The sequence below is a fragment of the Sphingobacterium sp. GQ94 genome, assembly GCF_059758715.1.
In genome coordinates, this window is sequence record NZ_JCAXEC010000003.1 from 61,075 (window position 1) to 75,405 (window position 14,331).

Below are 14,331 nucleotides of genomic sequence, written 5' to 3' on the forward strand. Positions count from 1 at the left end.
AACAATAATGAATCAAATTCTGAAGGTACAGTTTATCAAAAAAAGCGGATTTAAATCGACTAATAAGGAGAGTTGCTTTTGTTGTGGTTTAAGAGAATCATTTTTTGGTGTTGTATTCCAAAAATTGTTTAGCCAAGGGATAAGTATAACCGCCGGACTGAAATCAATAAAATTACCGTAAAGCAATTTAGTTTGAAGTTGTTCAGAATCGGTTTTTAGCTCTACCTCGACATCTTTGCAGTCGTCTTGATTGTGACAAGAGGAAAGGTTACCAAACTCGCTGTCCAGTTGAAGGCTTTGATGATCGTTTGAGCACATTGGACAGCCATCATGTGATACATTAACCTCTTGAAGTAAAGAGATTGAAGTATTTTTTCCACATTGATGCATATAGACTGTTGCCCCTGTACTACATACAGAATAAATAAATAATAATAATATGGCAACAATTTGTCTCATATGGTAGACAAAGTAACAAAGAAATTATGAAAATGTGGATAAAATAATTCAAATTTTATTTGCGGATAGAATTATCTGTTTTATATTCGAATTAACTTAATTTATATAAAACCTAATAATTTATGGAAACTTTAGCTGCACACCCAAATTTGCTCTATATAGGAGTTTTCGGACTTTTATTTGCGGCAGGAATGGTCTTGTTTTTATTTAACAAAATTCTTAAAAGAGTGAATTAAAACAAAGGGAAGGATTAATATTTCTGGGGTCAATTGAATCCTAGTTATGTTATATATATTTATAATATACGTTTACTGAAATTTGTTTTTTTATATTACACTAAGTTGGGAAAACCATCTCCAACCTAGTGTAATATATCGATTTTTCACGGTAGGCGGGAGAGTGCTAAGGATTTTTGATTTTCTTTACGAATTCTGGTATTTTCAATAGAAAATTTTCTTCGGCTAATAGTTTGACAAAAGCGGTCCCAATAATTGCCCCATTTGCATAATTTATAGATTTTTGGAATGTTTCATTATTGTGAATCCCAAATCCAATGATTATTGGATTTATTAAATCCATGTCCTTAATACTTTTAAAATAGGCTTCTGATTGCTGTTCAATATCTAGTTTTTTCCCGGTTGTTGCATTAGAGGAAAGTAAATAGATAAAACTACTCGATAATGCATCGATTTTTCGAATTCGTTCATATGAAGTTTGTGGAGTCACTAAAAAAATGTTGCTGAGTTCATTTTTCTCATAGATTTTTTGGTATAGTTCTTCATATTCATACATTGGTAAATCAGGAATGATTGTGCCGTCCACACCAACCTGTTTACAGGCTTCACAAAATTTCTCTACACCAAATTGCAAAACAGGATTAAAATACCCCATCAAATAAACAGGAATAGAAACGAACTTTCGAAGATCTTTCAGTTGTTCAAATAGAAGATCTAAGGTCATCCCATTCTGTAATGCCACCTGGGAACTGTGTTGTATGGTTGGCCCATCTGCAACTGGATCAGAGTAAGGGAAACCAATTTCAAGAAAATCTACACCTGCATTTTCTAAGGCAGAAGCTATTTCAACTGTGCTCTCCAAAGAAGGGTACCCGGCTGTAAAATATATAGATAACAATCCGTTTGCTTGTTTTTTTAATTGCATCATTATTTAAAATCCAAAATAGTTCATATAATTATCAAGGTCCTTATCACCACGCCCAGAAAGACAAATAACCACTGTCTCATTACCTTTAAAAGTCATGTTTTCTAAATGAGCTAATGCATGTGAACTCTCTATAGCGGGAATTATCCCCTCTAGTTGGGTTAATAAGAGCCCTGCTTTCATTGCCTGGTCATCGGTGGCACTAACATATTTTCCTCGCCCGGATTTGAAAAGCCAGGCATGTTGAGGACCAATACCGGGGTAGTCTAATCCTGCAGAAATCGAATAAGGTTCGATAACTTGTCCATCTTGAGTTTGCATCAATATTGAACGACTACCGTGTAAAACGCCTTCTTTACCCAAAACAGTTGTTGCTGCTGTTTCTCCACTTTCTATTCCATGACCAGCGGCTTCAACAGCGATTAATTCGACTTCTGGTTCATCTAAATAATGAAAAAACATTCCAGCGGCATTTGAACCACCACCGACACATGCCATGACGATATCAGGGTTTGATTTTCCGGTTTTTTCTAAAAGTTGTTTTTTAGTTTCTTCAGAAATAATAGATTGAAAACGAGCAACCATATCAGGATATGGATGAGGCCCCACTACCGAGCCAATAATATAATGTGTATCTACAGGGTTATTAATCCAATCTCGCAAGGCTTCATTTGTCGCATCTTTTAAGGTCTTACTTCCAGATATCGCAGGGACAACTTTAGCGCCCATCATTTTCATGCGGGCAACATTCGGAGCTTGTCTTTGAATATCTATTTCTCCCATATAAACGACACACTCCAAGCCTTTCAAAGCACAGACCGTAGCCGTAGCGACACCATGTTGACCAGCACCGGTCTCAGCAATAATCCTTTTCTTCCCGAGTTTCTCTGCCAATAATATTTGACCTATTGTATTGTTAATTTTGTGAGCACCTGTATGATTTAGGTCTTCTCGTTTTAGAAAGATCTTGGCATTGTATCTTTGGGATAAACGTTTAGCAAAATACAATGGAGAAGGTCTACCTACATAATCTTTTAATAGGTGCTCAAACTCTTCTTTAAATTCGGGACTTTCCATTATTTTAAGGTACTGTTCCTGAAGTTCTTGTACGTTCGGGTATAACATTTCTGGAATATAGGCACCTCCAAATGGACCGTAATATCCCTTGCTATCTACTTGATATTTACTCATTATTTATAATTTTCAATGCTTGTTTTAATTTTTCTATATCTTTTATCCCAGGTTCAATTTCAAACTTAGAATTTAAATCTAACCCTATCAACCTTTCGTCTGGAAACTCACTAGCCTCGAGTATATTTTCTAAGGAGATTCCACCACTTAGAAAATAGGGTTTCTGAAAAGGATATTCTTCTAATTTTTTCCAGTTAAATCTTTTGCCTGTACCTCCATGCAATGGACTCTTACTGTCAAATAAAAGGAAATCAACTTGGTCTAGGTAAGGAATAAGAATGTTCCAATCGAATTGATCATCAATTCCAAATGCCTTTATAATTTCAATGGTATCATTTTTTAATGATTTGATTAAAGTTGGACTTTCCTGACCATGGAGTTGGATTGCATCCAATTCATGTCCTCTGATGATAGCTCTAATTTCCGCTAAATCTGAATCTACGAATACACCTGTTTTTTTGATCCTTTTTAATTGCTGATTTTCCAAATCATAGGCGTAACGTTTTGATTCTTTGTAAAAAATATGACCAATATAATCAATAGGAAGACTTGAAAGCGCTTTGATGTTTGATGCGTCTCTCATGCCACATACTTTTATAAATAAGTTATTAACCATTGATCAGTGTGTTGAAACAATTAAGGGCTTTCATTGCTAATAATGATTCCTCAGCCTGATAAAAACAATCTCCGAAACTTAATTCTGGATGGAAAACTTTGATACCAAAGGCTGCATTGGTTAATACAACATTGTTTTGAACATCACTTCCATCTCCCTGTAGAATTTGTTTGAATACTTGGGCTGCTTGAGTAACAGTTTCACCAGCAGCAAGGTCGTCTGCCGCAACGGGCGCGAAGCCTAATTCCTGTGTTGTGTAGTAATTTTCGCCTTGATTACTGATGACTTTAAAATCTCCAGTTAGAGATATTTCGTCGTATCCATCTAAGGCATGGATAATACTATATTGTTTATCTGTGTTCTGATATAAATAGGCATAAAGTCGTGCTAATTCAAGACTGAAAACACCAACTGATTGAAATTTTGGATTAGCTGGATTCGTTAACGGTCCTAACATGTTGAAAAATGTTTTTACCCCCAAAGCACGCCGGATAGGTGCAACCGTTTTCATCGCTGGGTGAAATAATGGTGCATGAAGGAAGCAAATATTAGACTTATCCAATTGCTTTTTCAAAATGTCTTGGTCCGCGGTGAACGTATAACCTAATGCTTCCATAACATTGGATGAACCACATCCAGAGGAAACACCAACATTGCCGTGTTTTGCAACTTTGTACCCTGCTCCAGCCACTATGAATGAGGCAAGAGTTGAGATGTTAAAAGTGTTTTTACCATCTCCACCAGTTCCACACATATCAATTAAATCTTGACCATCAAAATCAATCTGATTACAAAGATCAAACATGGCATCCCTGAATCCTCCAAGTTCTTCTACGCGAATACTTCGCATACCATAAATCGTCATAAATGCCGCTATTTGGTGTGAATCATATTTTCCTGTTGCAATATTTGTCAGTATATCATATGCTTGTTTCCTGCTAAAGGATTTGTATTCGAATAAGTGTGCTAAAATTTCTTTCATATAATTTTTCAAAAAAAAAGGCCTGCCGAAAAGGCAAGCCCACTATTATTTAGTTCGTATAATTCAACCAATAGGTGTCTGCCACAACGTTAATTGTTGTGCCACCACCAAGCTGTATTGAATTGTGTTTTCTTCATCATTAGTAAAACAAATATCTTAGATTGTTTTGATATTTGCAAGGAATCTGTTTAAAAAATGATTTTTTGTTAATATGTTACAAAATGAGCTAGATTATTTCCTTTGGAAACTAAGGTGAATGACCCGATTTTGTTTCCAATTACATAGATGCTGGTTATTAGACGGTTTTTATAATATAAAAAATACATCTGGTCTACGCTTAGATCTTCCGGATCTATATCACGAATTTCTTTTTGAGGTAATTGATGATAGTTTTTATATTCGATTTTATCTAGATCTTTTGACGATAAATTAATTCTTATTTCTTGAAGGCTGACTTCCAAATAGTCGTACCATTCTTCTGTTGGGTTTTGGATTAGTACTTTTTGACTTAGGATAACATCGAGTGGTTGGTTCTGATCGGCGAGTTGACTGATAAATGATTTTACAATTTGTAACCCAGTATGATCAGCTTGATTTGTATCTTGATTCCTTTGAGCAAACAGAAATCCAGGAAAACTAAATAAAATAATATAGACTAATAGGTGCTTCATGGATAATTTGTTTCTCGTTGGACTTGTAAAAACAAAAAAGGATTAAATAAAAAGCGCCTTTATTTCAAGGCGCTTTTTATAATGAATTTAATATTCGTCTTCGTTGAAAAAGAAATCATCTTTTGTAGGATAATCTGGCCAAATTTCCTCGATGTTTTCATATGGTTCACCATCGTCTTCTAAAGCTTGAAGGTTTTCAATAACTTCAACTGGCGCCCCCGAACGTATTCCGTAATCAATTAATTCATCCTTTGTTGCTGGCCATGGAGCATCTTCTAAATGCGAAGCTAATTCAAGTGTCCAATACATATCTCTCTAATTAAGTTTTACGTTTTCGCAAAAATAATATTAAATTTAACTATTACAAGTAAAAACTGTTTATTTCTTTATTAATTATTATAAACGATTGATATACAATTAGATAAAATTATTATATATATAATAATTTTAATTATCCATTCAAAATTCTATTCATTTTTTCATTCACTTCGACTTCAATAGATTTATGATGCTGGTTCTGGCCGAAATGATTCTCAATTGGTTTTAGAATACTAATTTTAATAACACCTGGTTTTGATCCAAATTTGGCTCCATTATCCCACATTATCTCCCAAGCATTGTGAATGACAATTGGAAGGATTGGTGTGTTGTGTTCCATTGCTAAACGGAATGCGCCAGGTTTAAATTTTTGTAATACTGGCGGAAAAGTATTGTCAATTCCCCCTTCAGGGAAAACCACGATCGACTTTCCTTTTTGTAATAATTCAGAAGCTCTTTTAAATGCTTTGAATGATGATATTTTACTATCCCTATTAACAGGTATGTCAATACTTTTAAAAAATATTCTTGTTATAGGATTATGTAACAAATCATCTTTTCCCAAAAAGGTAAATTGTTGAGGACATAAATAGGTTAAAGCAGTTATGTCAAGAATGGAGGTATGGTTGGGGCAAAGGATATATGGTCTACTCCAGTCAATCGGGACTTCATGGGTGATTTTGAACCGAATTCCAACAGAATGAATGCTGATCACAGAGAACCATTTTCTAAAAAAGACGATTGCTGCAAAGTTTTTTTCTGGCCTTTTAGCTAAATAATATAGAAATGGAAAGCTTATTGAAAAGAAAACGAAGGCAGAAAAGAAATACAATACTCTATGCAGTTTTCTTATTAATACCATTGCTAAATTAAAATCTGGAATTCATGATTAATAGTGTAATTCGAGTTTAAAAAGGACTTTAGAAGCACTCCTCTTTAAATTGAAGTTTTTCTAAAGTCCTTGTATTTTACTTACTTAATTCTGCGTAGTATTTATGGAAAAGCGGGATCGTTTGGATACCTTTCAAGTAATTTTCAATTCCATATTTCTCATTTGGTGAATGCAGGTTATCACTGTCTAATCCAAAACCGAGCAAGACTGTTTTAATTCCTAATTCTTTTTCAAATAATGCTACGATTGGTATAGAACCACCTCCGCGAGTTGGGATAGGTTTCTTTTTGAATGTTTCCTCTAGCGCTTTCTCAGCGGCCTTGTAGGCAATACTATCTGTAGGAGTAACTACTGGTTCACCTCCATGATGCGGTTTTACAATCACTTTCACTGATTTTGGTGCCAGTTTTTCAAAATGGTCCTTGAATAATTTGGTGATTCTTTCTGAGTTTTGGTTTGGAACCAAACGCATTGAAATTTTAGCAAAGGCTTTAGCTGGTAACACCGTTTTTGCTCCCTCTCCAATATAGCCTCCCCAAATTCCATTAACCTCTAAAGTCGGACGAGTTCCTGTTCTTTCGATAGTCGAGAAGGATTTTTCTCCCCATAATTCTTCAACCCCTAAATCTTTTTTATAGTCAACGATATCAAATGGAGCTTCATTAAGGGCCTTTCTTTCAGCATCTGTTAAATCAATTACATCATCATAGAATCCAGGAATGGTGATGTGGTTATTTTCATCATGTAATGAAGCAATCATTTTCGAGAGAATGGTCGCAGGGTTCGCTACAGCTCCGCCATAGACACCAGAATGAAGGTCGCGGTTCGGACCGCTAACTTCAACCTCAACATATGATAAACCTCGAAGCCCGGTTTCTAAAGAAGGAGTTTCTAAACTAATCATTGATGTGTCAGAGATTACAATAACATCTGCTTTTAGACGTTCTTTGTTTTTTTGAACAAAAATTCCTAAATTTTCTGACCCGACCTCTTCTTCCCCTTCAATCATGAATTTGATGTTGCATGCCAATTGATCATTTTGCATCATGTATTCAAAAGCTTTTACATGCATATAGAATTGACCTTTATCGTCAGCGGCTCCACGGGCATATATCTTCCCATCTCTAACGGTAGGTTCAAAAGGAGGAGTATCCCATAACTCAATTGGATCGGCAGGCTGAACATCATAGTGTCCGTATACTAATACAGTCGGTAATGAAGGGTCAAAAAGTTTTTCTCCATAAACAATTGGATAGCCTGCAGTAGGGCAAATTTCTACATTATCAGCGCCGGCAGCTTTTAATTTTTGAGCAACAAATTCTGCGGTATTGAGTACACCTTCTTTAAATTGTGGATCAGCACTAACGGACGGAAAGCGCAATAATTCAAATAGTTCTTCCAAGAAGCGTTCTTTATTTGCTTCTACATAATCTTTGATGTTTTGCATTTCAAATGGATTTTGACAAAGGTAACGAAATAAATTTTACAAAAATTGTAACTTTTTGTTTCCTTAGACGACCTATAAGAGTGAAAGTATGCATTTTTGGATGACTTATTTCTTGTGTTAAATTTTTGTTAAAAAAAATGAATGGTTGCTAATAATTCACACAATTATGATATTTTCGTAATGCCTTAACTTAATGGAAATTATATTAAATTTATGAAACTACTAACCAGTATTTTTCTTTGCTTTTTTTTAGGTTTATTCACGCTCGATTCTTTTGCGCAATCAAAAGTCACTGGGGAAGTTGTAGATGAATCAGATAAGTCTAAACTTAGTAATGCGACGGTGATGTTGTTACAAGCAAAAGATTCAATTTTAGTGGATTTTACACGTGTTAACCAAGATGGGAAATTCACTATTAACAATCCCGATACTGCGGATTATTTACTTCTGGTAAGTTATCCAAAATTCGGAGATTTCTTTCAATCCATTGCCAAGGGATCGGGGGATAAACAGATGGGGCAAATCACCCTACAGAGTGCCGCAAATTTAATCGAAGAAGTACTTATTACGGGTAAAATTCCTGTGGTCATCAAAGGAGATACCGTTGAATATGATGCATCGAGTTTTGTCACTGAAAAAAATGCAAAAGTTGAAGACTTATTGAAAGTGCTTCCTGGTATTTCTGTGGATGCAACAGGGAAAATTACTGCTCAGGGTAAAACGGTCGAAAAGGTTTTGGTTGACGGTGAAGAATTTTTCGGAGATGATCCTACCTTAGTGACACGGAATATTCGTTCTGATATGGTCGATAAGGTTCAGGTTTATGAAAAGAAATCCGAAGAATCTGAACGCACCGGAGTTGATGATGGAGAACGTATTCAAACCATCAATGTGAAACTAAAGGAGGATGCAAAAAAGGGAATTTTTGGCAAACTTGAGGGAGCTGGAGGTACCGATGATAACAGTGGTTATTATTTAGGAAAGGCTGCAATTAACAAATTTAAAGGCTCACAGAAAATAGGTGCTTATATAATCGGTTCAAATGATGGAACCGTCGGTTTGAACTGGGAAGAAGAAGAGAAGTTCAATATGTCCTCCATGGAATCTGGTGTGACTGATGACGGTGGTTTCTATATGTCTTTGAATCGCGATGAATTTAGCTATTGGAATGGAAAAGGTCAGCCACGGGCAATTTCTACAGGACTATCTTTTATGGATGCCTGGAAGGAAAAGAAGCATAAGCTGAATTTAAGTTATAAGTATGCAAAAATTCAAAATGATATTTCTGAATCTACAATCAGACAATCTCCTTCGGATTATGGGTTATTGAATAACACAACAAATAATAACAACTCAAGTGATGCCTTCAGACATCGTATTAATACAAAATATGACGTTAATCTTGATTCGCTAACCACATTAACATTAAAGTTTTCTGGTTCAAAAAGTGAAGTAGACAGGCATACCAGAGTTGATGGTACGACCTATCAAGGTGATGAATTATCTTCGGAAAATTTTTCTGATCAACGGTTAAAAACACAGAATAATAACTTTACTTATGATGGTTATTTAACACGAAAATTTAAAAAAGAGGGTCGTTCAGTTTCCTTAAGGTTTGCTGGTAATATTTCAGAAGATAAGGGGGATATGCAACTGAATTCACAAGCGAATTATTTAACCTTAGATAGAATTGATACAATTGACCAATACAAGGATATCCTAAACACAGGAAACAACGTACGTTCTTCTATTGTCTATACTGAACCTCTTAGTAAAAGATTTAAAGCTTCTGTCGGATATGAATTTAATTCTTCAAAATCAAACTCTATTAACAATTCTTACAACAAGGATGAAACGGGGAATTACACAGATTTAGATGAGGAATTCAGCAATGATTTTAATTTCAATACGGTCCGAAATGCAGCAAATGTTTCATTAGGTTATAAAACAGACAAATTTGAGGCAAACCTAACCAATAATCTACGTTTGGATGATATGTTCCAACGTAATAACTACGAGAGCGTAGAATTGAGCAGGGATTATTTTACATATAACCCTTCCTTTTACCTGCGATATAATTTGACTAAGAATAAGCGAATCGGATTGAACTTTAATCGGAACAACCAATTACCAAGCCTTACTCAGATCCAGCCTCTACGTCAGAATACAGATCAAATGAACGTGATCATTGGGAATGAGAATTTAAAGCCTTCAAATAGTAATTCAGTTAGTGTTTATTTCAATACTTACGATATGATGAAGGGAAAATACATTTACGGTAATGTTTCCTTTAATCAAAACAATGACGCGATTCAGCAAAATATTACAATTCATCCGGGAGGACGTACGGAGATGTTTTATGAAAATATGGACAGACCAGCCTACGGTGCTAATGCGTGGTTAGGAGGAGGTTTTGATTTAATTCGTAAACTCCAAATTAAATCTAATATTAGAGGTGGAGGTAGTTATAATAAATACAGCAATTACATTCGAGATTTATCAGATAATTCCTCAGATGGAGCTTCTGAATTGAATGACAATACCAGCTATAATTATAATTTCAGTTATGGGATTAGTAAGAATACCACTAAAAATATAGATTTTAATATCGATTTTGAACCAGGTTGGAGGGTAATGACTACAACCCTTAATCCGGAACGTAATTCTGAAGGTTTTACCTTCAACTCAAACCTATGGTTTAAATGGAACTTACCAGCTAAATTTGCCTTATATGGTGATATGAATTACGCTTACGAAGCACCAACGGATGCGTTCCCTGAAAAATTTGAACGAATTTTATTTAAGCCTGGAATTTCTCGGAAATTTTTAAAAGGTGAAAATTTAATGCTAGATTTTTATGTGAGTGATCTATTCAATCAAAACAAAGGATTTCGTCGTTTTCAATCCGGAAACGCGATTACTCAAAACAGTTATAACACAATATCCAGGTATTACATGTTAAAAGTAACCTGGGACTTTACTTCAATGAATGGAGGAGGAGAATAATGATGAAGAAAATGAAACTATTAATTGTGTCCTTATTATTTTTGGTAATAGGCTCTAATTTTGCACATGCACAGCATGCTTTTTTTCCTGAACAAGGATATATACATTTTGAAAAAACAGTCCATGTGAAGAATCTGATTCGCAGACATCTTTCCAGCATGAAAGACGATGGTTTTTCAAAGAAATATTTTGAAGATTTGATGACCAAAGCGCCTGAAACGGCTGTCTTGGATAAAAAACTGGCGTTCAATAGAAATGAATTTAGTGTAGAGCCTGTGGAGAAGGAACAACCACAAATTATTTCGAATCTATTGCGTATGGGTCTGCTTGATTATGGAGCAAAAATTTATCAAAATTTAGATAATCAGGAAAGTAAAATGACTATGGATATCGGGGGGTCAGTTGTTAATATCTCGGACTCCTTAACCAATGTAAAATGGAAGATTACCAACGAATACAGAAACATCGCCGGGTATGATTGTCGAAGAGCAAATGGGGTAACTCTAGATTCAGTTTATGTAGTTGCATTTTATACCGAACAGATTCCAACATCCGGTAGCCCTAGTACTTTACACGGCTTGCCTGGAATGATTTTAGGTTTGGTAATACCTGAACAACATTTTAATATTTATGCCAAGAAAGTGGAAATGACAGCGGCGAGCTTAAACTCTAATTTCATAAAAAAGAAGGCTGATACAACAACTCGATTACAAACTAAAACCCGCATGAAAGAAATCATGGGACAATGGATGTCTGATAAACAATTTAGTCTGTTTATAGCCGCTATGTTTTTATAAAATAGGATAGAGACGATCGATTGACTAAATTTGGGTAAACATTTAAAAATTAAAAGTTTTATTTATTAAGTAGTTAGACTATGGGGTGTTTGAATGAACACTCCATTTTTATTTTATACATTAGCCGATCTAACTAAGATGTAGTAGAAATGATTCCTTGAAGGAGACACAAAAAAAAATGCATAAATAAACCCGTTACAATTTGTAACGGGTTTATTTATGCATTTTAATAAATGCTACTTATTTAGCAGCATTATTTTTCTGAGCAGTCACTTCATTACGAATATCTTGCGCTAAAGTTTTGATTTCTTGTAAACCTTTACGAACACGTGTTCCTGCAGCAGAATTTCCGTTGTTAAAGAATTTTTCTGCATCAGCTTCGATAGAAGCTACTAGATCTTTTAATTTAGTGTAGTTTTCCATTTTCAATTAATATAATTTTAGTTTTCCTTAATTAATTCTCTAATATATCATAAATATACAAAAGGAAAATATACAAAGCGAATTTTATATTGATTTTTTTGTATATAAACCCCCCTTAGGCAATTCTATTCAACTATTTTTAATTCATCTATGATGTTTTTAGCCCCAGCAAACTTATCAATGATGAAAAGAACATATCGAATATCTACCGAAATAGTCCGTTGTAATTTCGGGTCAAATATCACGTCTCCGGCCATTGCCTCTATGTTTCCATCAAAAGCTAGACCAATTAATTCTCCTTTTCCATTTAATACAGGTGAGCCTGAATTACCACCAGTGATATCTTGGTCACTTAAAAAGTTAACAGGAAGATAGCCGTCTTTATCGGCATACGGTCCAAAGTCCTTACTTTCATAGAGTTCCACTAATTTTTGAGGTAAATCGAATTCTTCATCGCCTGGTTTTAATTTAGCGATTGTGCCTTTTAAGGTTGTGTAATAATTCTTTTTTGCATCATTTCGTTTGTCTTTAGGTAGGGATCTTATGGTTCCATATGTTAAACGTAGTGTAGAATTTGCATCTGGATAATACTTGCCATTTGGATCCATTTCTAAAACTCCTGCAATATATTTTCGGCTAGCCGAAAGAAAAATTTCATTTAAACTATCTAATTCTGGATTAGTCTCACGATATTTTATCATTAACGCCGTTGATAATTTATAGAGAGGGTCTTGTTCTATAATTTCAACATTTGGTGCTTTTAGGAAAGTTTCAAGCCTTTCTTTGGAACCAAAGACACTTTTATCAAAGGCCGATTGAACATCTGATTTAAAATTTCCAGCATTTTTATCCGCCATCTCACGAATCAATGGTGCAATTTGTCCAGCTTTAGCTGCATACAGGTTTAATTCATCTGTCAATACATCGACCTCAAGTGGCATGTAGGTCTCGCTGTAATTGTCGTTGATAAATGATTCTAATCCTGGAGAAAGTTCAGACCGTTTTGCTTCATTGGAGTTTGCGAATTGTTTCAATGCATTCCCTAATGAATAGGGAAGAGCAGCAAAAGTGGAAGATCTCAACATACCAACCAGATAATTGTCATGTCTTGATTTATCATTTGTTTTTGCATAGAAGGTATTGATCTGCTCAATAACATCGCCATATTTTGTCTTGTTATTCGATTTATTAGCCCATTTATCAAACTTCTTTTCCTGTTTACGCTTGGATGCTGCGGTTTTATGCTTTTTCAACGCATCTATCATTCCCTGTCTGTTTTTCCAATAATTGGCTACTCCCGAATATTTAGAAGCATAGTTTAACTTCACGGCTTGGTTTTGATCCATATGTTTTTTCATCGCATCCATTCCGACCTTTGAAGCCTCTACCCATGCGGGGTATGCAAAATTCACATTTTGGTCGATTCCCGAGGCATTCATCCATCGATTAGTACGGCCAGGATAACCTAAAATCATTGAGAAATCACCGTCTTGAAAACCTTTGATACTAATTGGTAGATGATACTTTGGCTTTAAAGGTACATTGGTTTGTGCATATTCAGCAGGATTACCATTTTTATCTGCATATACCCTAAAGATTGAAAAGTCACCCGTATGACGAGGCCATTCCCAGTTATCTGTGTCGCCCCCAAATTTACCAATACTGCTAGGTGGGGTACCAACTAATCGAACATCTGTGAAATCCTGATATACAAAATAATAATATTCGTTTCCGCCATAAAATGATCGAACAGAAACTACATATTTCCCATTCTCATCATTTTCGCTCTGGATTTTTGCAATTTCTTGATTGATAATTTTTTCCCGATCTTTTTCTGACATTGAGTCATTTACCAAACCCAAGATTCTTTTAGACACATCGTCCATTCGAACAAAAAAGCGTACATACAGTGATTTTGGCTTTAATTCTTCGGAGTGATTCTTAGCCCAGAATCCGTTGGTCAAATAATCGTTTTCAGGTGTCGATAATTCTGCAATGGCTCCATAGCCGCAATGGTGATTAGTGAATACTAAACCTGTTGAAGAGACAATCTCGGCTGTACAACCACCATTAAATTGCACAATAGCATCCTTTAAACTTGAGTTGTTAATGCTGTAAATCTCCTCTGCGGTCAATTGCAGGCCCTTTTTTTGCATGTCGGCCTCATTCATGCGTTTTAAGTGCATTAAAAACCACATTCCCTCATCTGCGAACGAAAAGGTACTCAAGATTGTGAGTGCACATAATAATACTATTTTTTTCATCTTTTTCTTTTTAGTAGACAACAAATTTGGTGGAATTTAGGCATATATCAAAATGCTATTTCGGGAATTCAACTTCTATCTTATGCCAGATTATAACTATCTTT

13 protein-coding genes are annotated in these 14,331 nt (G+C 35.0%); 2 read left to right on the forward strand and 11 right to left on the reverse strand.

Annotated features, from left to right (window positions below; all coding sequences use genetic code 11):
- Positions 1-12 precede the first annotated feature (12 nt).
- The 9 genes from AC6CHH_RS03705 to AC6CHH_RS03745 form a co-directional block, all read right to left on the reverse strand.
- On the reverse strand, positions 13-459 hold the full coding sequence (locus tag AC6CHH_RS03705) for an HYC_CC_PP family protein (RefSeq protein WP_498279864.1): 447 nt from the start codon (positions 457-459) through the stop codon (positions 13-15).
- Positions 460-861: 402 nt separating this feature from the next.
- Positions 862-1,623 (reverse strand): tryptophan synthase subunit alpha, encoded by a 762-nt coding sequence (trpA, locus tag AC6CHH_RS03710; RefSeq protein ID WP_498279866.1) that lies wholly within the window; start codon positions 1,621-1,623, stop codon positions 862-864.
- Positions 1,624-1,626: 3 nt separating this feature from the next.
- Positions 1,627-2,811, reverse strand: coding sequence for a tryptophan synthase subunit beta (trpB, locus tag AC6CHH_RS03715; RefSeq protein WP_498279868.1), 1,185 nt, complete (start codon positions 2,809-2,811; stop codon positions 1,627-1,629).
- A complete protein-coding gene (locus AC6CHH_RS03720; protein WP_498279870.1) occupies positions 2,804-3,394 on the reverse strand; it encodes a phosphoribosylanthranilate isomerase in 591 nt (196 codons plus the stop codon). Before AC6CHH_RS03720 ends, trpB begins: the two co-directional genes overlap by 8 nt.
- Positions 3,395-3,419: 25 nt before the next feature.
- The gene (gene trpD / locus AC6CHH_RS03725) at positions 3,420-4,409 is read right to left on the reverse strand and encodes an anthranilate phosphoribosyltransferase (RefSeq protein WP_498279872.1); all 990 of its coding nucleotides are present in this window, start codon (positions 4,407-4,409) and stop codon (positions 3,420-3,422) included.
- 206 nt (positions 4,410-4,615) lie between these two features.
- Positions 4,616-5,080: a hypothetical protein gene (locus AC6CHH_RS03730; protein ID WP_498279874.1), complete on the reverse strand. Its 465-nt coding sequence runs from the start codon at positions 5,078-5,080 to the stop codon at positions 4,616-4,618.
- 87 nt (positions 5,081-5,167) lie between these two features.
- Positions 5,168-5,389, reverse strand: a complete 222-nt coding sequence (locus AC6CHH_RS03735) for a DUF2795 domain-containing protein (RefSeq protein WP_017258669.1) — start codon at positions 5,387-5,389, stop codon at positions 5,168-5,170.
- Between the two features lie 142 nt (positions 5,390-5,531).
- Positions 5,532-6,260, reverse strand: a complete 729-nt coding sequence (locus AC6CHH_RS03740; RefSeq protein WP_498279876.1) for a lysophospholipid acyltransferase family protein — start codon at positions 6,258-6,260, stop codon at positions 5,532-5,534.
- A 106-nt stretch (positions 6,261-6,366) separates the two neighbouring features.
- The gene (locus AC6CHH_RS03745; RefSeq protein WP_498279878.1) at positions 6,367-7,737 is read right to left on the reverse strand and encodes a dipeptidase; all 1,371 of its coding nucleotides are present in this window, start codon (positions 7,735-7,737) and stop codon (positions 6,367-6,369) included.
- A 213-nt stretch (positions 7,738-7,950) separates the two neighbouring features.
- Here AC6CHH_RS03745 and AC6CHH_RS03750 point away from each other — a divergent pair, with 213 nt between their 5' ends.
- Positions 7,951-10,743 carry an outer membrane beta-barrel protein gene (locus AC6CHH_RS03750; RefSeq protein ID WP_498279880.1) on the forward strand — a complete coding sequence of 931 codons (2,793 nt, stop codon included), beginning with the start codon at positions 7,951-7,953 and terminating at the stop codon, positions 10,741-10,743.
- Between the two features lie 11 nt (positions 10,744-10,754).
- Entirely contained in the window at positions 10,755-11,540 is a 786-nt protein-coding gene (locus AC6CHH_RS03755; RefSeq protein ID WP_498279882.1) for a GLPGLI family protein, read from the forward strand.
- Positions 11,541-11,780: 240 nt separating this feature from the next.
- Here AC6CHH_RS03755 and AC6CHH_RS03760 read toward each other — a convergent pair whose 3' ends face one another.
- Both AC6CHH_RS03760 and AC6CHH_RS03765 read right to left on the reverse strand, forming a co-directional pair.
- Complete coding sequence (locus AC6CHH_RS03760; RefSeq protein WP_498279884.1) at positions 11,781-11,963, reverse strand: BF3379 family histone-like protein; 183 nt, start codon at positions 11,961-11,963, stop codon at positions 11,781-11,783.
- Between the two features lie 125 nt (positions 11,964-12,088).
- On the reverse strand, positions 12,089-14,227 hold the full coding sequence (locus AC6CHH_RS03765; protein WP_498279886.1) for a S46 family peptidase: 2,139 nt from the start codon (positions 14,225-14,227) through the stop codon (positions 12,089-12,091).
- Positions 14,228-14,331 lie beyond the last annotated feature (104 nt).